The 17,616-nt window shown below is 68.8% G+C and carries 19 protein-coding genes; 7 read left to right on the plus strand and 12 right to left on the minus strand.

Annotation, left to right across the window (positions count from 1 at the left end; genetic code table 11):
• Positions 1–3: 3 nt before the first annotated feature.
• Genes U5918_RS08765 through U5918_RS08775 form a run of 3 tightly spaced genes read right to left on the minus strand, consistent with a single transcriptional unit; the run spans position 4 to position 5,136 of the window.
• Positions 4–741: an SDR family NAD(P)-dependent oxidoreductase gene (locus U5918_RS08765; RefSeq protein ID WP_336000966.1), complete on the minus strand. Its 738-nt coding sequence runs from the start codon at positions 739–741 to the stop codon at positions 4–6.
• Between the two features lie 41 nt (positions 742–782).
• The gene (locus U5918_RS08770; RefSeq protein ID WP_336000967.1) at positions 783–3,542 is read right to left on the minus strand and encodes an efflux RND transporter permease subunit; all 2,760 of its coding nucleotides are present in this window, start codon (positions 3,540–3,542) and stop codon (positions 783–785) included.
• Between the two features lies 1 nt (position 3,543).
• Positions 3,544–5,136, minus strand: a complete 1,593-nt coding sequence (locus U5918_RS08775; protein ID WP_336000968.1) for a COG1361 S-layer family protein — start codon at positions 5,134–5,136, stop codon at positions 3,544–3,546.
• Between the two features lie 141 nt (positions 5,137–5,277).
• Here U5918_RS08775 and U5918_RS08780 point away from each other — a divergent pair, with 141 nt between their 5' ends.
• Complete coding sequence (locus U5918_RS08780; protein ID WP_336000969.1) at positions 5,278–5,886, plus strand: TetR/AcrR family transcriptional regulator; 609 nt, start codon at positions 5,278–5,280, stop codon at positions 5,884–5,886.
• Here the strand turns inward: U5918_RS08780 and U5918_RS08785 are convergent.
• On the minus strand, positions 5,883–6,290 hold the full coding sequence (locus U5918_RS08785; RefSeq protein ID WP_336000970.1) for a hypothetical protein: 408 nt from the start codon (positions 6,288–6,290) through the stop codon (positions 5,883–5,885). The two genes, U5918_RS08780 and U5918_RS08785, sit on opposite strands and share 4 nt — an antisense overlap.
• Before the next feature lie 79 nt (positions 6,291–6,369).
• On the opposite strand from U5918_RS08785, the gene U5918_RS08790 reads away from it, so the two are divergent.
• Positions 6,370–7,782, plus strand: a complete 1,413-nt coding sequence (locus tag U5918_RS08790) for an LVIVD repeat-containing protein (protein WP_336000971.1) — start codon at positions 6,370–6,372, stop codon at positions 7,780–7,782.
• Positions 7,783–7,785: 3 nt separating this feature from the next.
• Here the strand turns inward: U5918_RS08790 and U5918_RS08795 are convergent, their stop codons facing one another.
• From U5918_RS08795 to U5918_RS08805, 3 genes are read right to left on the minus strand one after another with little or no spacing between them, the layout of a single operon-like run.
• Positions 7,786–9,204, minus strand: a complete 1,419-nt coding sequence (locus U5918_RS08795) for a ribonuclease FAU-1 family protein (protein WP_336000972.1) — start codon at positions 9,202–9,204, stop codon at positions 7,786–7,788.
• Complete coding sequence (locus U5918_RS08800) at positions 9,201–9,575, minus strand: DUF7532 family protein (protein WP_336000973.1); 375 nt, start codon at positions 9,573–9,575, stop codon at positions 9,201–9,203. The genes U5918_RS08795 and U5918_RS08800 overlap by 4 nt, the downstream gene beginning before the upstream one ends.
• 25 nt (positions 9,576–9,600) lie before the next feature.
• Positions 9,601–9,759, minus strand: coding sequence for a preprotein translocase subunit Sec61beta (locus U5918_RS08805; RefSeq protein ID WP_336000974.1), 159 nt, complete (start codon positions 9,757–9,759; stop codon positions 9,601–9,603).
• Positions 9,760–9,912: 153 nt separating this feature from the next.
• On the opposite strand from U5918_RS08805, the gene U5918_RS08810 reads away from it, so the two are divergent.
• Positions 9,913–10,851 carry an esterase/lipase family protein gene (locus tag U5918_RS08810; protein ID WP_336000975.1) on the plus strand — a complete coding sequence of 313 codons (939 nt, stop codon included), beginning with the start codon at positions 9,913–9,915 and terminating at the stop codon, positions 10,849–10,851.
• Positions 10,852–10,878: 27 nt separating this feature from the next.
• Here the strand turns inward: U5918_RS08810 and U5918_RS08815 are convergent, their stop codons facing one another.
• Both U5918_RS08815 and U5918_RS08820 read right to left on the minus strand, forming a co-directional pair.
• A complete protein-coding gene (locus U5918_RS08815; protein ID WP_336000976.1) occupies positions 10,879–11,574 on the minus strand; it encodes a helix-turn-helix domain-containing protein in 696 nt (231 codons plus the stop codon).
• A 74-nt stretch (positions 11,575–11,648) separates the two neighbouring features.
• Complete coding sequence (locus U5918_RS08820; protein ID WP_336000977.1) at positions 11,649–12,341, minus strand: helix-turn-helix domain-containing protein; 693 nt, start codon at positions 12,339–12,341, stop codon at positions 11,649–11,651.
• A gap of 173 nt (positions 12,342–12,514) precedes the next feature.
• Here U5918_RS08820 and U5918_RS08825 point away from each other — a divergent pair, with 173 nt between their 5' ends.
• Complete coding sequence (locus U5918_RS08825; protein WP_336000978.1) at positions 12,515–12,781, plus strand: thioredoxin family protein; 267 nt, start codon at positions 12,515–12,517, stop codon at positions 12,779–12,781.
• A 35-nt stretch (positions 12,782–12,816) separates the two neighbouring features.
• Here the strand turns inward: U5918_RS08825 and U5918_RS08830 are convergent, their stop codons facing one another.
• A complete protein-coding gene (locus tag U5918_RS08830; protein ID WP_336000979.1) occupies positions 12,817–13,338 on the minus strand; it encodes an archaemetzincin family Zn-dependent metalloprotease in 522 nt (173 codons plus the stop codon).
• A 39-nt stretch (positions 13,339–13,377) separates the two neighbouring features.
• Here U5918_RS08830 and U5918_RS08835 point away from each other — a divergent pair, with 39 nt between their 5' ends.
• From U5918_RS08835 to npdG, 3 genes are all read left to right on the plus strand, one after another.
• Positions 13,378–13,782 (plus strand): UPF0146 family protein, encoded by a 405-nt coding sequence (locus tag U5918_RS08835; RefSeq protein WP_336000980.1) that lies wholly within the window; start codon positions 13,378–13,380, stop codon positions 13,780–13,782.
• An 86-nt stretch (positions 13,783–13,868) separates the two neighbouring features.
• Positions 13,869–14,738, plus strand: a complete 870-nt coding sequence (locus U5918_RS08840; protein WP_336000981.1) for a TIGR01548 family HAD-type hydrolase — start codon at positions 13,869–13,871, stop codon at positions 14,736–14,738.
• A 72-nt stretch (positions 14,739–14,810) separates the two neighbouring features.
• Positions 14,811–15,479 (plus strand): NADPH-dependent F420 reductase, encoded by a 669-nt coding sequence (gene npdG, locus U5918_RS08845; RefSeq protein ID WP_336000982.1) that lies wholly within the window; start codon positions 14,811–14,813, stop codon positions 15,477–15,479.
• 211 nt (positions 15,480–15,690) lie between these two features.
• On the opposite strand, the gene U5918_RS08850 is transcribed toward npdG, so the two are convergent.
• Positions 15,691–16,008, minus strand: a complete 318-nt coding sequence (locus U5918_RS08850) for an RPA12/RPB9/RPC11 RNA polymerase family protein (protein ID WP_336000983.1) — start codon at positions 16,006–16,008, stop codon at positions 15,691–15,693.
• A gap of 312 nt (positions 16,009–16,320) precedes the next feature.
• The gene (locus U5918_RS08855) at positions 16,321–17,532 is read right to left on the minus strand and encodes an outer membrane protein assembly factor BamB family protein (protein ID WP_336000984.1); all 1,212 of its coding nucleotides are present in this window, start codon (positions 17,530–17,532) and stop codon (positions 16,321–16,323) included.
• Positions 17,533–17,616 lie beyond the last annotated feature (84 nt).

Below are 17,616 nucleotides of genomic sequence, written 5' to 3' on the forward strand. Positions count from 1 at the left end.
CGGTCAGACCCGTTCGGGGAGCCAGCCGCCCGAGACCTCGACGTTCGCGCCGCTGACGTAGTCACTGTCCGGATCGAGAAAAAAGAGCGTGGGCTGGATCAGGTCCTCGAAGGCGGCCGGCCGGTCCCGCGGGAGCTCGTCGGGGAACTCGTCGGAGTTCTCGACGACGTAGGGCGAGACGGCGTTGACGGTGATCCCGTCGTCGGTGGTGTCGGCCGCGAGCATCCGCGTGAACATCAACACGCCCGTCTTGGCGACGAAGTACGGGAAGTTCTTCGTGGCGACCAGCGCCCGGTCGGCGCTGGCGTAGCCGATATTGACGATCCGTCCGGCTCCCGCCTCGCGCATCGCGGGCAGCGCCCGCTTCGAGCACAGGTAGGTCCCGTTCAGGTTCGTCTCCAGAACTGTGTTCCAGGTGTCGAAGTCCATCTCTTCCCAGTGGACGGGGGCGAACGCGCCGACGTTGTTGACCAGCACGTCGACGTGGCCCAGTTCCGACTCGGCGGCCGAGAAGAGCGCGTCCACCTCGTCGGGATCGGTCACGTCGCCCTGGACCGTCGTCGCGTCGACGCCCGCCTCGCGGGCGGTCTCGGCGACGGCCGCCGCGGCGTCGTCGCTGGTGCGATAGTGGACCGCCACGTCGGCACCGCAGGTCGCGATGGCCAGCAACAGTTCCCGGCCGACGCCCTTCGCGCTGCCGGTGACGAGAGCCGTCCGTCCCGAGAGGTCGGGTGCGAGCATACCCCGACTTCGGTCGCCGGGCGCTTAATCGACCCGACCGGTCAGTCCTCGGGACGCGACTCCGCGTCGGGGTCCGACGGACCCGACTCGTCCGGACCGGCCGATGGATCAGCGTCGGCCGCCGAGTCCGCGTCGGCCGACGGGTCCGGGCCCGGATCGCCGTCCGGCGGCGCGTCGGTTCTCGCGTCGCCCCCGACGTCCGTCGGCGCCGTAGCGCCGCCGGCCCCGGGGAGCGGTTCGGCCAGCGACGCGCTCTCGGTCGCCGACGCGGTGTCCGGGTTGGGGGTGCCGGTCGCCGGTCCCGGGCCGAGGTCCGGGGCGGGGCCGTCGCCGCCCGCGGACGCCGGTGCACCGGGGCCGTAGCCGACGAAGCGGTCCCAGAGCACCAGCGCCGACGGCAGGACGAACACCGACGTGAGGAAGGCGTAGACGATGCTCAGGGCGGTGAGCGTCCCGAACTGGCCGATGGCTGGGAAGAGTGCGAGCGCGAGCACGCCGATGCCGAAGACGGTGGTGAGCATGCTGCCCAGCAGCGCGCCGCCGGTCCCCCGGACCGTCCGGTCGAGCGCGGTCACGAGGTCGTGTTCCCGGCGCTCGTCGGCGAAGCGGTGGGTGACGTGGACGGAGTAGTCGATGCCCAGACCGATGGTGATCGCCAGGATCGTCGCCGTGATGGCGTTGAACGGGATGCCGAGCAACCGCATCGACCCGGCGACCAGCGTGACGGTCACCAGGATCGGCATGACGTTGGCGATCCCCAGCGACGCCCGGCCCTCGATGACGTGGTAGATCACGAGCAGGAAGGCGGTCGCCCCGAGCAGGGCCACGACCAGGCTCTCAAGGGCCGACTCGAAGATGACGTCCGAGACCGCCTGGAAGACGACCGTCTGGCCGGTCGCGACGGCGTGGAACCGGTAGTCGTCGGCCATCTCGCGGGCGTCCGCGGTGATCGCGCGCTGCTCCGCGCCGGACTCGACCGCGTAGACCACGCGGGCGCTCCGGCGGTTCTCGGTCATGTAGTTGAGCGCCTGGTCGCGCGCCGGCGAGGACAGCAAGGCGTCGTAGACCTCGCCGAGGTTCTGCTCGGGGATGCGGTCGCCGTCCGGGTCGTTCCGGGCGACCAGCGCACCGAACTCCTCGTCGCGTGCGGCCTGGTCCTGGATCACCGTCACGATGCTCGTCGAGTCCGCCTGGCGGTCACCGTCGGTGAGGACGGTGTCCGGCGGGTCCCGTCCGGCGCGGTGGATACTGTCCAGCGCCGTCGGCTTCTCCATCGGCCCCTCGACGTACATCGTCACCGAGTCGGACTGCGTGGAGTCGAACTTCTCCTCGAGGAAGTTCGTCGTCCCCGTGACGGTGTACTCGTTGGGACGGAACGGCTCGGGCAGTTCCATCACCCAGTCGGGGTTCTCCTCCGGCGGGAGGAAGTCCTCCTGGGCGAAGGAGGTGTTGACGCCGGTGGCGTAGTACCCCGCGCCGGCCGTCAGGAGGAGGACCGCGATCAGGAAGAGCGCGGGGGCCCGGTCGGCGACGACGACGCCGCCGCGGAGGACGCCACTGAGCGCCGAGCCCTCGGAGCCCAGCGGCGTCTGGCTGAAGGTCGGGATCGGCAAGCGGTCGCGCCGGCGGTCGATCCACACCTTCGCCGCGGGGAGGAAGATCCCGAAGATGAGGAAGGTGAAGGTGATCCCGATGCCGGCGACCAGCCCGAAGTCACGGATCGGCGGCAGGTCGCTGATCAGGTTCGCGCCGAAGCCGATCACCGTCGTCCCGGTGACGATGAAGAAGGCGACGATCAACTGGTCGGTCGTGATCCGCATCGACTTCCCGATGGAGTAGCCCTGCACCCGCTCCTCGCGGTAGCGGTTGACCGCGTGGATGCCGAAGTCGATCCCGACCGCCAGCAACAGGGGCGGCACGGCGATCAGCATCTGGCTGAACGGGATCCCGGCGAGGCCCATGAACCCGAACGTCCAGACGACGGCCATCAGCAGGGCGACGACGCCCAGCATGAGGTCGATCAGGTCGCGGTAGGCGATGATCAGGAAGAAGGTGATGAAGATCACCGCCGCCGGCACGACGATCAACAGCGAGTCGGTGATGACGTTCGCGAACTCGCCGGCGAGGATCCCCGCGCCGAACACCTGGATGTTCGCGTCGACGGTGTCGACCGTGAATGCGGCCTGCTCCTGGATGGGCGTCAGCGGGCTCGTGCCGCCCTGGCCCGATCCAGAGGAGAGGCCGGCGGGCACCTCGTGGCTCACCGAGCCGATGGTGGCCGTCGCGGTCGCCGACCCCCGGTTGAAGTCGTTGCTCAGGAGGCCGACGAACCCGGGCCGGTCGGCGGCCCGCCGGACGGCGCGGTCGATCTCGCGCTCGGTCGCGCCCTCGACGGCGTCGATCTGCGCGTCGAGCGTCGACGCCTGCGGATCGAGCTGTCTCGCGACGATTTGTGCGGCCCCGCCGGTCGAGCTTACCCGCATCGACTCCCTGCCTTCGATGCGCTCCTGGGCGCGCAACATCCCCAGCAGCGAGTCCTTCGAGAGGACGTTGCGCTCGCGCTGGATGAGCGACGTGCTGCCCGTGTCGGTCGCGAAGGTGGGCGAGAACTTCTCGTTGACCTGGGTGAACGCCTCCTCGGCGGGCAGGCCGGTGGTGAACTGCGAGGTCCCGGCCGAGGTCCCGATGTTCCCCAGTCCCAGCCCGAACAGGGCCGTGACGAGCAGGAACAGGAGGATGATCCGGCCCGGTCGTTCGACGATGGTCTCGTCGATGCGGTCGATGACGCGCTGGTAGTCCATGTTAGCGGAAGCGCATGTAGCCGCCGACCGCGACGACGACCACGACGCCGACGCCGACGAGCGTCAGCGGGAAGCCGCCCCCGCCGCTCTCGCGCTCCGAGACGTCGACGGCGAGGCGGTAGCGATCGGACAGCAGCGTGTCGCCGTCCGCGTCGTCGTACTCGAAGTCGAGCGACAGCGGGTACTGCTTGGGCAGCGCGCCGCTGGCCCCGACGCTGAAGGTCATCGTCGCCGTCTCGCCCGGTTCGAGTTCGTCGACGTAGGCCTCTGAGTCGGAGACGCCGATCGGGCTGTCGGCGAACATCTTGGCCGAGATGGCCGACAGCGTCTCGTTGGCCGTGTTCGTCACCTGGACCTCGAGGTTCGTCGACCCGCCGTTGGTAACGGTGCCGTTCGCCACGGTGACGCGGAAGGCGTCCGAGCCGGGGGCCACGTCCTGGCGGACGGGCAGGTCGTCGCTCGTGCGCGAGTCGCCGTCGGAATCCCGGTACTCGGCGGCGAGGACGAACTGCTTGGGGCCGCTCTCGGCGCTGTCGCTCACGTCGAGGGTGAACGCGAACTCGTCCGAGGCGCCGGGTTCGAGCGTGCCGACGGAGTACTCGCGGTCGGTCGCGTCGAGGTTCCCGTGCTCGCTGGTGAGGGCCACGACCACGTCGCGGGCGGTCTGCTCGCCGTCGTTGGTGATCGTGCCCCGCAACGTCCCCTCCTCGCCGACGCGCAGCGACGAGGTGACGTCGCTGGTCGAAAACGCCGTCTCGGGCTCCGGAACGACGCCGAAGGAGAGGGAGTCTGACTCCGCGGGCACGCCGTCGTCGTCCTCGTAGCTCGCCGTCGCGCTGAAGGCGTAGCGCTGCTGTTCGGCGTCGGCGCCGGCGGTGACGGTGTACTCGACGGTCTGGCGCTCGCCGGGCGCCCAGTCGCCGACGTACCGCGTCGCGGACTGGGACTGGCCGAATCCGATGTCGCCGTTCGAGGACTTCGTGGTGACGCTCGTGTCGTGGGCGGTCGCCGTCCCCGTGTTCTCCATGGTCACCGCGACGGTCCCGCTGTCGCCGACCTGCACGTCGGACTCGGTGGCGACGATCTCGAAGCGGGCGTCCTCCTCGACGCGGAGGGTCACGTCGAAGGTCTTGCTCGCGTCGCGTTCGTTGTACACCCGCCGGCCGGAGTCGGTCTGAGTGATCTGCGAGTAGTAGGTGTACTCGACGTCGGCCTCCATCGTGTAGGTGCCCGGATCGGCGTCGTCGGCGACGGTGATCTCGAAGGGCAGTTCGGTCGACTGCTCGCCGGGCAGTTGCCCGACGGTCCGCCCGTCGGTCTCCACCGTCACGGGCGCGTCGCCGGACTGCAGGTCGACCTCGAGGCCGCGGGCCTTGGTGACCTGGGACTCGAGTCCCGAGGACGAGCCCTGATCGATCTCGCCGCGGTTGTTGACCTGCAGCGAGAGCTGGGTGTTCTCGCCCGGCGTGACCCGGTTGTCCGCGAGCGATGCCGACAGCTCGGGATTGCCGGACACGACGAAGCCGCCGAGGACCGACGCCGGGACCAGACACAGTGCGACGAAGCCGAGAACCGCGAGTTGTGACCCTCTCATATTTGATTGAACGTTCAGTCAGCTACGTTGGTCGATTGAACGTTCATTCAGCACAAGTATCTTTCCATTCGTCATCGCTACGGTCGCTTGCGACTGGTGAGCCGAAAGCCTATTGGTCGGTGATTGAATATTCAATCAACAATGCCGAAGGGGACGGACCTGTTCGAGTCGGATCCCGACGACACGCGTGCCGCCATCATGAAGGCCACCTACGACGCGCTCTCGAGACACGGGTACGCGGACCTGACGATCCAGCGTATCGGCGACGAGTTCGACAAGAGCAAGTCCCTGCTGTATCACCACTACGACAGCAAAGACGCGCTGCTGGTCGACTTCCTGGCGTTCATGCTCGAGCGGATGGAGGGCGAGATCCCGCTCGAGGAGGCCGACGCCGCGGACGACCGACTGGCCCTCGGTTTCGACCACGTGTTCTCGGACCTGATAGGCGAGGGCCGCGAGGACTTCAACCGCACCATGACCGAGCTCCGGGCCCATTCCGCCCACGACGAGGCGTTCCGCGAGCAGTTCGCCAGGAACGACCGCTACTTCCGCTCCCGCGTCGAGGACATCATCCAGGAGGGGATCGAAGCGGGCGTCTTCCGCGAGGTCGACACCGAACAGGTCGCGGCGACCATCCTCACGATCATCCAGGGCGCGATGTTCCAGTCGTCGACGTCGACGGAGCCTGACCTCGACGCCGTCCGTGCGGAACTGGACGCGTACGTCGAGGCCCGCCTGCTCGCCGACTAGTCCCGCCGGGACCGTTCCTTCCAGGCCCGCTCCTGGGCCCGCTCGGCCACGTGACGCTGGCCGCCCGCGACCGCCTCCCGGGCCTCGGCCTCGAATCCCTCGATCCCGTCCAGGAACCCCTCCTGGAACGACTCCAGCACGTCGTAGGACCACCGGTCCTCGTCGATCACGCCGCGGGGGAGGTACGTGTCCCGCAGCGCGTCGGCCAGATCGTCGTAGCCACACTCGCGGAGCAGCGGTTCGGCCTCGGCGAGGTGGTCCACCGCGTGCCCCGTGTTGTGGTGGAACTGGACCAGGTGGCCGTGGGCGCGGTGGAGCCACTCCAGTCCGAGTTCGACCTGGTGCAACGCCGCCCGTTCGTCCTCGCCCAGTTCGGCGGCGCTCCCCGATCGGTCGGAATCCATGTTCCGTGATACCACGCCACTGTGCTTCAAGCTGGCGGGGTACCACAATCCATAGGTGCCGGAAGGTCGACGGTCGGGTATGCGCCGCCGCCAGTTCCTCGCCGCGTCGGTCGGGACCGCGGCGATCCCGGCCCTCGCCCGCCGCTCCCGCGCGTCGCAAGCGTCGTCGTTCGAGCCCCGCGGCCGGGTCCCGGTTTCCGGAATCGCCGAGGCCGTCGTCGGCGACGACGGGACCACCGCGTACGCGGCCGTCACCGACGGCTTCGCGTCCGTCGACGTCTCCGATCCGGCCGACCCGACCGTGCTGGCCGAGCGCCGCAGCCTCCTCCCGAACGTGGAGAACGGCCCGCTCGTCGAGATCTGGGACGTCAAGGTCGACGGCGACCTGCTCGCCGTGGTGGGCCCGGCCAACGGCCGGCGGAACGCCCTCGAGGCCGTCGTCTTCTACGACGTGGCCGACCCCGCCGACCCCCAGCGCCTGGGCGTCCACGAGACCGGCTACCCGATCCACAACTGCGACCTCGCGGACGGGGTCGCGTACCTGACCGAGAACCACGGGGAGCGGATCGGGCTCGCGACGGTCACTGCCGGGGCAAACCCCGAGCGACTGGGCGGCTGGTCGCTCACCGACGTCGACGAGCGCTGGGGCGACGTCCAGTTCGCGCTGTCGAACCTCCACGACGTGTACGTCCAGGACGGCCTGGCCTACCTCGCCCACTGGGACGCCGGCACCTGGGTCGTCGACGTGGCCGATCCGGCCGATCCGTCCCTGGTCGCCCGGGTCACCGGTCCACCGCTTCCGGACCTCCTGGAGTTCGGTGACGCCGCCGCGCGGCGCCAGGGCCGCCGTCGACCGGGCAACGACCACTACGCCGCCGTCGACGAGAGTGGCGACCTCCTGGGGATCGGGATCGAAGCCTGGGGCCAGCCGGGGCCCGGCGGGATCGAACTCTGGGACGTCAGCGACCTCGAGAGTCCGAAACCCCTGGCCCGGATCGACCCGCCGCCGATCCCCCAGGGTGAGAACGCGAGCTACACGAACGGCGTCTGGACGACCGCCCACAACTTCGAGTTCGACGACGACCGGCTGTACACCTCCTGGTACCAGGGCGGCGTGAAGGTCTTCGACGTGGCCGATCCCGAGAATCCGGAAGAGATCGCCGCCTGGCGCGACACCGACGAGGCCTGTTTCTGGACCGCGCGCACGGCGGCGGACTGTTTCGTCGCCTCCAGTGTGAGCCATCCCCCCAGTCTGGACGTCACCGACCGCCTCTACACGTTCCCGATCCCAGACGATTCGGCGGCCCAGCCGAGGACGGAGCCCGGCGACACGTCGACTGATGGGGGCGATACCGCGAGCGATGAGACGGACGCGACTCCCGGACGAACGGCCGGGACGACGACCGGCGAGACGGGGACCGGCTTCGGCGTGTTCGCGGGGCTCGCGGGGCTGGGACTGGGTGCGTGGCGAGCCGCGAACCGGGATCGCTGAGATCTAGAGCGCGTTCTCGACCGCGCCGGCGACGCTGCGGGCTTTCTCGGCCAGTTCCGCGGGGACGTCCCCCTCCGCCTCGGCGGCGTCGAGTTCGTCGTCGTCGACCCGTTCGACGCGGCCGTCGCCGTGTTTGACGACGTCGACGTGGAGGTCGACGTACCGCACGGTGTCGGGGAACACCTCGACGGGCGTGCAGACGTTGACGTAGGTCCCCTTCCGCCGGTCCTCGACGTCGCGGTAGACCGTCGCGTACCACCAGCGGCCCTCCTTGAACTTCGTGACCGCCACGTCGCCGGCCTCGATCGGCTCGCCGAGGGCGTCGAGGGTGCCGCCGGGCGAGAGCTCCCGGGAGACCGTGACCGTCCCGTCGGGGTCGTACTCGGCCACCTCGCCCCGTCCTAAACTGATGTACCGGCCGTCGGGCTTGCCGTGGCCGATCTCGACGCGGTCGCCCTTCCGGGGGCCGAACTGGCGGGTGACGACCTCGAATGGGAAGTCGGCATCGCTGCGTTCGCCGGCCCCCTCGGTGGCGCTCCCGGGGCCACAGACGGCCTCAGCGAAGTCGACCGCGGCGCTCGCGCGGTCGTCGCCGGCCTTGATCCGGTGGTGGCCGGCCATCGTCGGGACGACCTCGCGACGACGCTCGTCCAGGGCGAACCGTGACTCGCGGCCGAACCAGACCCACCGGGTCGGCGTCCCGGCCCAGCGTTTCTCCGGCGCGCCCTCACCGGGATCGGGAGCGTCGGCGAGCGCGTCGTCCAGCGCCGCGGCCCGGTCGTTGCGGGCGGCCAGCGCATCGTCCAGCGCGTCGAAGGGGGCGTCGTCGGCGGCGTAGCCCCAGCGGACCCCCCAGCCGTCGCGGGGGTCGCTGGCGATGAGGTCCACCACGTCCGCCGCACCGCCGCCGCGGGTCGAGGCCCCGCCGCGGACGAGTTCGGCCAGGGCGCCGGGAACGCGCAGTTCGGTGTCCAGCACCGCCCGGTCGGAGAGCCACGGCGCGGCGGGTTCCCGGACCTGCACCCGCAACCGGTCACCCTCTTCGACGCGGTCGTCGACGTTGTCGTACGGGAGATACCCCTCGGCGGGGCCCAGGTCCACCACCGCGCCGCCGCCGAGCGTCTCGGTCACGCGACCGTCGAACACCGCGTCGCGCGGCGCGGGATCGGTCCAGACCAGCGCGTCCCGGCCCGCGTCGGCCAGGATCGGTTCGACTGCGTCGACGAGATCGGGGGTCCCGACGAGGCCGACGCCCTGCCGGTCCTCGGTGGTCTCGACGCGCCCGTCCGCGTGTCGGCTGGGGAAGTCGGCGTCGAAGCGGTCGGCGATGGCGCCGGAGGCCTGGACGACCGACAGGTCCTCGCGGGCGGCGAAGGCGGCGGTCAGGGCGGTGCTGTAGATCCCGCGGACGCGGACGTTCATAGCGCGTCGGTGTCGGTGGCGAACCGCACGCGGTCGTGGACGGTCGGCCCGAGGGTCAGTTCCACGGTCGTCTCGGAGAGGACGCGGCCGTCCTCGACGTAGACGCCCCACTCGGAAAAGCGGAGGTAGCCCCGCAGGTCGTCGGCGTGGGTGTACAGATCCAGGTACTCGACGTCGTGCTCGGCGACGTCGCCGGTGCTGTGGGCCAGGTCCATGTCGGAGTAGACGACGTCCAGTCCGTCGAAGAAGTCCTCGAGGGCGTCGGCGGCGTCGGCGGTGGCGTCGACGACGGCCGACGAGACGGCGTCGATCTCGTCGGTCGAGAGGCCGGCCTCGCGGAGCGCGCGCTGTGTGCGCTGATCGAAGTGCATGGCCGGCCGTTGGCGGGCCGGGGTCCTAAAGAATCAGGTTCAGGATCTGCACGAACACGCCGAAGAAGGCGCCGAAGGCGACGACCGTCTTCGGGTCGATCCGGATCGCGTTGCTGTCCTCGGCGTCGAAGTAGCGGACCAGGCCCGCACTCGACATCAGCCCCCCACCGTCGTTACTGCTCATACTCCCTCGTGACCGTCCCCCGAGTGTAAGCGTTTCGCCTCGGCACTCCCCTGAAAGGGAGCCGCAACTATCCGGTCACTTAAACACGTCCAGATGCGGACGAGAACGCTCACAGTTGGTGACGTGTTATACAGTGCCACGGAGGGGGAAGCGATGACAGACGAGACCACCCACGACGAGGAGCGAATAGCGGGACTGAACCGACGAACCGTACTGAAAGCGACCTCGGCCGCGGCGGTCGGGGCGACGGGGATCGCAGCGGCGACGGGGACGGCGACGGCGGAGGAGGCCGAGGAGGAGTTCCTGGGGAACTGCCTCGGCGATCTCCCGCAGGCGCCCGACGACGCACCGATCGTCGATCTGACGGGCGACGACCCGGCGACCAGCGGCGAGATCCCGTCGGGCGAGGACGAGGTGCTGTTCTACGTCCACGGCTGGCTGGAGGACGCCTCCGGCGGCGGCGAGAACCAGGGCCAGGCGCTGGCGAACGCCCTGGAGGCCAACGGCTACGACGCGCCGGTCGTCTCGGTGCTCTGGGAGTCGAACACCCTGAACTGGTGGGGTGGAAAGGACGCCGCCGAGGCCGCCGGCCGGGACCTGGCGGACTTCCTCGACGACTACGCGAGCGACAACCCGGACACGACTATCAGGGTCGTCGGCCACTCGCTGGGCGGGCGGGCGTCCTACGCGATGCTCGAAGGCCTCGACGGATCGATCGCGTCGGTCTCGGCGATCGGGGCCGCGAACGACCCCGACACCGTCTGCGAGGACGGCGAGTGGGGCGACGGCATCGCCGACTCGGCCGACGCCGTCTACAACTTCCACTCGGAAAACGACGACATCGTGTGTTCGGCATACAAACTGCTCGAGATGACCGAAGCCGTCGGCTGTAGCGGATCGGACTGTGGCGGCTGGTTCTCGGACGGCTCGCCGCCCGAGACCTACGCCGACGTGGACGTCAGCGACGCGGTCGTCAACCACTGCGATTACTTCCGGCCGGACCGCGGCTGCGTCCCGCAGATCGTCGACCGGTTCGACGACGACGCGGACGCGGCGGACGAGGAGGAAGACGAAGACGACGGCTGGTGGTAACCCGGGCCGACGGCTATCGGTGAGCGATTACTGGAGGATCGAGGCGCGGAACTGCTGCATCTCGCGGTCCGAAACCGTGGCGTCGACGAGTTCGCTCTCGATGCGCCGGAGGTGTTTGCCGACCGCGCTGGCCGAGCAGTCGAGTTCGGCGGCGATGTCCTCGTAGGTCGCCTCGCGCGGCGACTCGTAGTAGCCTTTCTCGACGGCGACGAGCAACACCTCGCGCTGGCGCTCGGTGAGGCCGGCGAACTCCCGGTCGGTCGCCGGTTCGTAGTCGCCGATGCGTTCGATGGTGACGTCGATCTCCTCGCGCGTCGCGGCGATCTGGGCCTGGAGCTGGTCCTTCGCGCCGATGACGGACACCCGGAGGCTCGACGTCGCGGGGTCGACGAACTCCAGCGGGAAGTCGAGATGGGTCGCGAAGCTGTCGTGCAGTTCCATCAGGTTCCGGATGAGATCGCTCGGGTGGTAGTGGACCTGGAGCATGCGGTTGTCCTCCGCGTCCGCGACCCCGTAGTCGATCACTTTCGAGCCGGCGTCGGCGAGGCTCTCGTCGATCGCCTCCCGGGTCGCGTCGACCTCGTAGAGCATGACCGCCGAGCCGTCCCCCAGCAGGCTCAGGTCCTGGATCGACCGGAGCTCGACGCCGTGCTCCCGGAACACGACCTCCCCCGGATCGAAGTACCCCCGCTCCGGCGTCAGCGCGTAGGTAACGTACCTCACACGTCCCGTAGCGTGGACGACTTCAATAGTAATTGGCTCCGTTTCGAGACCGAATACGTCCGTCGGCCGAGCCGTCAGTCGTCGCCGTCGGCCCCGATCCCGCCCCCGTCCTCGGGGACGACGCCGGTGACGAGTTCGCTCTCGACGCGCCGGAGGTGCTGGCCGACGGCGCCCGCCGAACAGTCGAGGTCGGCCGCGATGTCCTCGTAGGTCACCTGCCGGGGCACGTCGTAGTATCCCTTCCTGACGGCGGTCGCGAGCACCTCGCGCTGGCGTTCGGTGAGCGCACCGAACTGGCGGCTGCTCGCCGGGTCGTAGCTACTGACCCGTTCGATGGTCACGTCGATGGCCTCGCGCGTGGCCGCGATCTGGTCCTGGAGTTCGGACTCGGGACCCAGCAGGGAGATCCGGAGACTGGAGACGTCCGTGCGCGTGAACTCGAGCGGATACTCGAGGTGGGTCGCGTAGGAACGATGCAGGTCGAAGAGCGTGGTGATCAACTCGCTGGGATGGTAGTGGACCTGGAGCCGACGCGACTCGTCGGTCCCGGCGGTGTCGTAGCCGATCACCCGCTCACCGGCCGTCTCCATGCTCCGGTCGATCGCCGCCTCGGTGGCAGACACCTCGTAGAGCATGACGAACGAGCCGTCCGTGAGGACGCTGACGTCCTCGATGGTCCGGAGCACGACCCCGTGTTCCCGGTAGACCTCCTCCCCCCTGTCCAGGTACCCCCTGTGTGGACTGATGACGTAGGACGCGTACCGCATGAACACAACTTGGGCGATCGGTAAAAATAAGTGTTCTGTCGCGACAGTGCTCGACGAAATAAACCTCCTGTCAAACGAGGGGAGTCACTGATACGAAACGGCACTCGGCGGGGCCGCGACTCCGGCAGTGGAAACCCTTATGCGGAACCGACGGCAACCCTGGTGGTAGACCTATGACAGTCACGCTCAAGGACTTCTACGCGGACTGGTGTGGTCCGTGTAAAACCCAGGACCCCATCCTGGACGAACTGGAGACGGAGTGGGAGGGAGTCGAGTTCGAGAAGGTCAACGTCGACGAGGAGCAGGACGTGGCCAACGAGTACCAGGTCCGCTCGTTGCCGACCCTGGTCGTCGAGAACGACGACGGCATCGTCGACCGGTTCGTCGGCGTCACGCAGGCCGACGACATCGAGGCGGCCCTCGAAGAAGCGAGCGCGTAAGGCAGTCCCCGTTTTCCCGTTTCGATCCCCGTGAGCTACAGGACCTGCCGCTGACAGGTGCCACAGAGGTTCTCCTCTTTGACGTCGACCTCGCGGACGGTCGGCGAGAAGTTCATGACGCAGCGTTTGTTGTCGCAGTGTTCCAGGCCGAGGGTGTGGCCGATCTCGTGGACGACCTCCTTGCGGACCCGATCGGAGAAGATGTCGCCCGCGGAGCGGTTGGAGAAGCCGCCGTCTGAGGAGGTCTGGAGCCGGTAGGTCGAGATGACGCTGCCGTTGCCGTCGAGGTAGGCGAGCCCGAAGACGTAGTTGCGCCGCCGATAGAACAGGTCCTTGGGGGTGATCGCGATGTTCTTCTCCCCCGAGCCGACGTGACTCGCGAGTTCGATGAACTCCTCGGCGCGAAACTGATCGCGATTGGCGTCGTAGGAACCGTCGGGGACCGGCTGGGCGTCGTGGACCGTGACCTCGCAGTCGTAGACGGTCCGCAACCCGGCGGAGGCTTCCCGCTTGACGGGGGCAGCCACGTCGCCGACCGGCACGATGTCGACGTGCATGCCAACGCATATGACCGGGCCGCCCATAAACATCCCGCCGTGTCCGACGCTCGTCACGCCGCTCTCGTCGACAGGTTAGCGGGCTACGAGGTTCTCGTGGAGGTGGGGGTCGGCGAACGCCCCGCCGTCGCGGCCGCGCTGGCCGATCGGGGCCGCACCGTGACCGCCACCGACATCTCCGAGCGCTCCGTGCCCGCGAGCGTCGGGTTCGTCCTCGACGACGTGACCGATCCAGAGTGTGCGGTCTACGCCGACGCCGAGGCCGTCTACGCCCTGAACCTGCCGCCCGAACTCCACCGCCCGCTCGGAGAGGTCGCCCGCTCGGTCGGCGCGGACTGTCTGTTCACCACGCTCGGCGGCGATCCCCCGATAATCCCGGTCTCTCGTGAATCCCTGAGCGGCACCGGCGAGACGCTGTTCGTCGCCGAAGCGGGCCCCGGCTGAGTGCCGTGTGTCGTGGTGACACGTCACGTCGTTCGAGGCTCGACAGGTCAGAAGCGGTTTTCAACTCGGGCCCATTTGGGAGGGGTATGCAGGTTGACGCGGTCGTGCTCGACGTCGACGGCGTGCTCGTCGACGTCGCGGACTCCTACCGCCGAGCCATCGTCGAGTCTATCGAACACGTCTACGGGGACACGGTCGACCGGGCGGCGATCCAGCAGTTCAAGGACGCGGGCGGGTTCAACAACGACTGGGAGCTGACGTACGCGGCCGCGCTGTACGTGCTGGCCACCCAGTACGGCCTCGACCGCGACGTCGAGGGGTTCACGGACATGATCGAGGCGACCGGCGGCGGCCTCGACGCCGCGGAGACGGTCGTCGTCAACGCCGTCGGCCCGGCCGAGCGCGAACGCATCTACGAGGCCTGGGACACCGACCGCCTGCGCGACGTCTTCCAGCAGCTCTACCTCGGGAGCGACCTGTACCGCGAACTCGAAGGTGGCGAGCCCGACATGGACACCGCGGGCTTCATCAACGACGAACCGAAGCTGGTCGACCCCGAGACGCTCTCGCGGCTCCGGAAGCGCTTCGACGTGGGCGTCCTGACCGGCCGGCCGGCCGCCGAGGCCGACATCGCCCTGGACCGCGTGGGTCTGGACCTCCCCGACGAGCACCGCTTCACGATGGACGACTGGGAGGAGGGCAAACCCCACCCGCGGGCGCTGACGACGCTCGCCGAGCGGTTCGGGGCCGACGCCGTCGCCTTCGCCGGCGACACCCTCGACGACGTCCGCACTGCCGTCAACGCCGCCGAGGCCGACCCCGACCGGTCCTACTACGGCGTCGGCGTGCTCACCGGTGGACTCACGGGAGAGTCGGGCCGGGAGAAGTACGACCGGGCGGGAGCCGACCTGATCCTCGACTCGATCAACAACCTGCCGCGGCACCTGGAAGACTGAAATTCGCCGGCGGCCGCCGGCAACGTCGGCCGCTCGCGCAACGCTTTTCGGGGTCTCGCCGTACCTTCGAGTATGCAAATCGCACTGCTGGGCGGCACCGGCGACATCGGCGAGGGGCTGGCGCTGCGCTTCGCCTACGACACCGACCACGACGTGATCGTCGGCTCCCGCGAGGAGAGCCGCGCCAAGAGCAAGGCCCGCGAGTACGAGACCGAACTCGACAGCCGCGGTCTCGACGTGGACGTCCAGGGCCTGGACAACGCGGCCGCCGCCGCGACCGCAGACGTGGTCGTCCTCGCCGTGCCGGCCTACCACCTCTCGGACACGGTGGAAGCCATCGACGCCGAGATCGACTCGGAGACCGTGCTCGTGACCCCCGCGGTCGGGATGCAGCGCGACGAGGACGGCTTCCACTACAACCGCCCCGGCGCCGGCAGCGTCACGGAACTGGCCGCCGACGCCGCGCCCGACGACGTGCCCGTCGTCGGCGCGTTCCACAACCTGCCCGCCGCGCGGCTGGCGAACCTCGACGCCGACCTGGGCATCGACACCGCCGTCGTCGGCGACGATTCGGACGCCGTCGACACCGTGACCCGGCTGACCGAGGAGGTCGAGGGCCTCCGGGCCGTCGACGCCGGCCCCCTCGCCAACGCCGCCGAGATCGAGGCGATCACGCCGCTGTTGATCAACGTCGCCAAGAACAACGACGGGATGCACGACCTCGGCGTGCGGTTCCGGTAGCGGGCCTTCGAACCGCTACTTGCGAGTTCACTCCTTCATCGACTGGCAGATAGCAGCAATTCCTGACGACAGTAGCGGCGAGACGCAGCGGTTCCATGCAGCACGGCGGCTTCTCTTCTTTCGTGCCGGAGAGACCGAGTGACCCCGGGAGTCGAGAGTCCGAGGTGGCGGGCTGTCCACATTTACGCGGCGGGGGTCGCGGGATGGGCCGTCAGGACTCGCGCCACTTGTGGCCGCACTCGACGCAGGTGAACAGCCGGACCTCGTAGGAGCCGCCCGGCTTCGGCAGCATCTCGTAGTCGGCCCGGTCGCTGTCGCAGTCCTCGGCCGGACAGGGCACCTGCATCGTCTCGGTGGCGTCCTGGGTCGCGTCGGCCACGTCGGGTGCCCCGTCGTCCCGCTGTCCGTCCTGGGTCGTCATCGCCGCTTCCGCTTGCGAGTCCCGCGGCTCCTCGTTCTCACAGGAGCGACACACCCACGTGTCGTCCTCCGTGTGCATCATCGAACCACACTCCTCACAGAATCGCATATAAAACAGAAGACACGGTCGTCGGATATATGTGTTAACCTCCGATCCGTCGTGGATTTCGGGTAACTGCTCGTGCTGACTGTCCTGCGGTATCGAAGCGCCCACAGGATCGGCCGCCGAACCACAGAGCGAGAGCGTCACGGGTTCGATCCCGCGGGCGGCGAGGTACCGCTCGACGCGGGCGACGCGCTCGCGCTCCTGGTAAATCAACTCGCCCCCCGTCGCTGATCGACCGAACGGTCAGACCGCAGTCACAGGGGTACCCCAGACGTGCGACAGTTTCACAAGACAGGGTGACAATACGAGGCGACTCTATTCGATCCAGTACGCGCGGGCGCCGTTGCCACCGAGTAACAGGACGTCGTCGATGACCGCGAGGGCGGACCGGTTCACCGGCTTCGTCGACCGGTGGACGCGGGTCCCGTCAGAGCGGTCGTAGGCGGTGAGGCCGGTGTCTCTGTCGGCGACCCAGACTCGGAGGGCGGAGGTCGTAACGGCGCCGACCGTGGTCCCGATGTTCGTGTCCCACTGCGACTCGCCGGTCTCGCGATCGAGAGCGTGGACGTCGCCCGAATCCGTCCCGACGACCACGAGCGAGTTGTCTACCGCCGGTGCCGTGGAGGCCGTCCCGACGTCGCCGTTCCGCCACGACACGCCGGTGTCCCCGATCGGGTACGCGCCGATGCCATTCCGGCGGCTCGCCGCGAAGAACGTCTGGCCGTGAATCTGCCCACAGGACTCGCCGTAGATCTTCATTACGTCCCAGTCTTCGCGGACCGCCCTCAGCGACCCGGTGTCAGGGTCTAGAACGTATGCGCCCTCAGATCGCATACCGACGTAGACCGAACCGCCGAAGCTCCCGAGATACTGGACGTACGATCGCGGGAGCGTCGACCGGTCGGTCCGCCACAGTTCCTCGCCGGTCGCGAGGTCGATCCCAGCGACGAGCGGCTCCTGTTCGGAGCGGGGACCGTAGTCGGTCGTGGCGACGACGGCGACGTCGTCGACGACCGTCGCGCCGATGGCGAAGTTGTGTTTGCCGTCCGACGGCGCCCCGAAGGTCCAGACTTTCTCCTCTGAGACCGCGTCGTACGCGTGGAAGTGGCCGCCGATCGTCTCGTAGCCGTCCGGGTCCGGGATGTACCCGAAGACGACGTACCGACCGTCCGTTCCGAACGCGTCCGCGGCGAGATTGTCCGTCGCGCCGTCGTACGACACGTCGTCCGCCCACTGGAGGCCGCTTCCGTGGGCCGCCTCCGCGGCGGCGTTGTATCCGTTGAAGTAGAACGTCCCACCGTCGGTCCAGATGTACTCGATTCCCGGTTCGGCCGTCCAGTTCTCGACCAGCGTGGCCTCGCCGGCCCCGTCCTCGCCACCGTCGCGGTTCTCGTCGTTCACCCCAGTGTCACTCGTCTCTCCGTCGGCCGTCGGCTCCTCGTCCTCGCCCTGGAGGCGGAGGCATCCGCCAACCCCGACGGACCCGACTCCGATCCCGACCGTTCCCAGCATTTCCCGCCGTCGCATGAGTCCCCGATGAAACCCCGTACGCATAAATATGTACCAAAGATGAGCAGTGAGGGCCCGCGAAGCCGGCTACCGCAACCGATA

The organism is Halorientalis sp. LT38, assembly GCF_037031225.1.
Classification (GTDB): Archaea; Halobacteriota; Halobacteria; order Halobacteriales; family Haloarculaceae; genus Halorientalis; species Halorientalis halophila.

Coding starts and splice junctions, on each gene's coding strand:
- U5918_RS08765 (WP_336000966.1), bottom strand. CDS start 741: ATGCTCGCACCCGACCTCTCGGGACGGACGGCTCTCGTCACCGGCAGC.
- U5918_RS08770 (WP_336000967.1), bottom strand. CDS start 3,542: ATGGACTACCAGCGCGTCATCGACCGCATCGACGAGACCATCGTCGAA.
- U5918_RS08775 (WP_336000968.1), bottom strand. CDS start 5,136: ATGAGAGGGTCACAACTCGCGGTTCTCGGCTTCGTCGCACTGTGTCTG.
- U5918_RS08780 (WP_336000969.1), top strand. CDS start 5,278: ATGCCGAAGGGGACGGACCTGTTCGAGTCGGATCCCGACGACACGCGT.
- U5918_RS08785 (WP_336000970.1), bottom strand. CDS start 6,290: ATGGATTCCGACCGATCGGGGAGCGCCGCCGAACTGGGCGAGGACGAA.
- U5918_RS08790 (WP_336000971.1), top strand. CDS start 6,370: ATGCGCCGCCGCCAGTTCCTCGCCGCGTCGGTCGGGACCGCGGCGATC.
- U5918_RS08795 (WP_336000972.1), bottom strand. CDS start 9,204: ATGAACGTCCGCGTCCGCGGGATCTACAGCACCGCCCTGACCGCCGCC.
- U5918_RS08800 (WP_336000973.1), bottom strand. CDS start 9,575: ATGCACTTCGATCAGCGCACACAGCGCGCGCTCCGCGAGGCCGGCCTC.
- U5918_RS08805 (WP_336000974.1), bottom strand. CDS start 9,759: ATGAGCAGTAACGACGGTGGGGGGCTGATGTCGAGTGCGGGCCTGGTC.
- U5918_RS08810 (WP_336000975.1), top strand. CDS start 9,913: ATGACAGACGAGACCACCCACGACGAGGAGCGAATAGCGGGACTGAAC.
- U5918_RS08820 (WP_336000977.1), bottom strand. CDS start 12,341: ATGCGGTACGCGTCCTACGTCATCAGTCCACACAGGGGGTACCTGGAC.
- U5918_RS08825 (WP_336000978.1), top strand. CDS start 12,515: ATGACAGTCACGCTCAAGGACTTCTACGCGGACTGGTGTGGTCCGTGT.
- U5918_RS08830 (WP_336000979.1), bottom strand. CDS start 13,338: ATGCACGTCGACATCGTGCCGGTCGGCGACGTGGCTGCCCCCGTCAAG.
- U5918_RS08840 (WP_336000981.1), top strand. CDS start 13,869: ATGCAGGTTGACGCGGTCGTGCTCGACGTCGACGGCGTGCTCGTCGAC.
- npdG (WP_336000982.1), top strand. CDS start 14,811: ATGCAAATCGCACTGCTGGGCGGCACCGGCGACATCGGCGAGGGGCTG.
- U5918_RS08850 (WP_336000983.1), bottom strand. CDS start 16,008: ATGCGATTCTGTGAGGAGTGTGGTTCGATGATGCACACGGAGGACGAC.
- U5918_RS08855 (WP_336000984.1), bottom strand. CDS start 17,532: ATGCGACGGCGGGAAATGCTGGGAACGGTCGGGATCGGAGTCGGGTCC.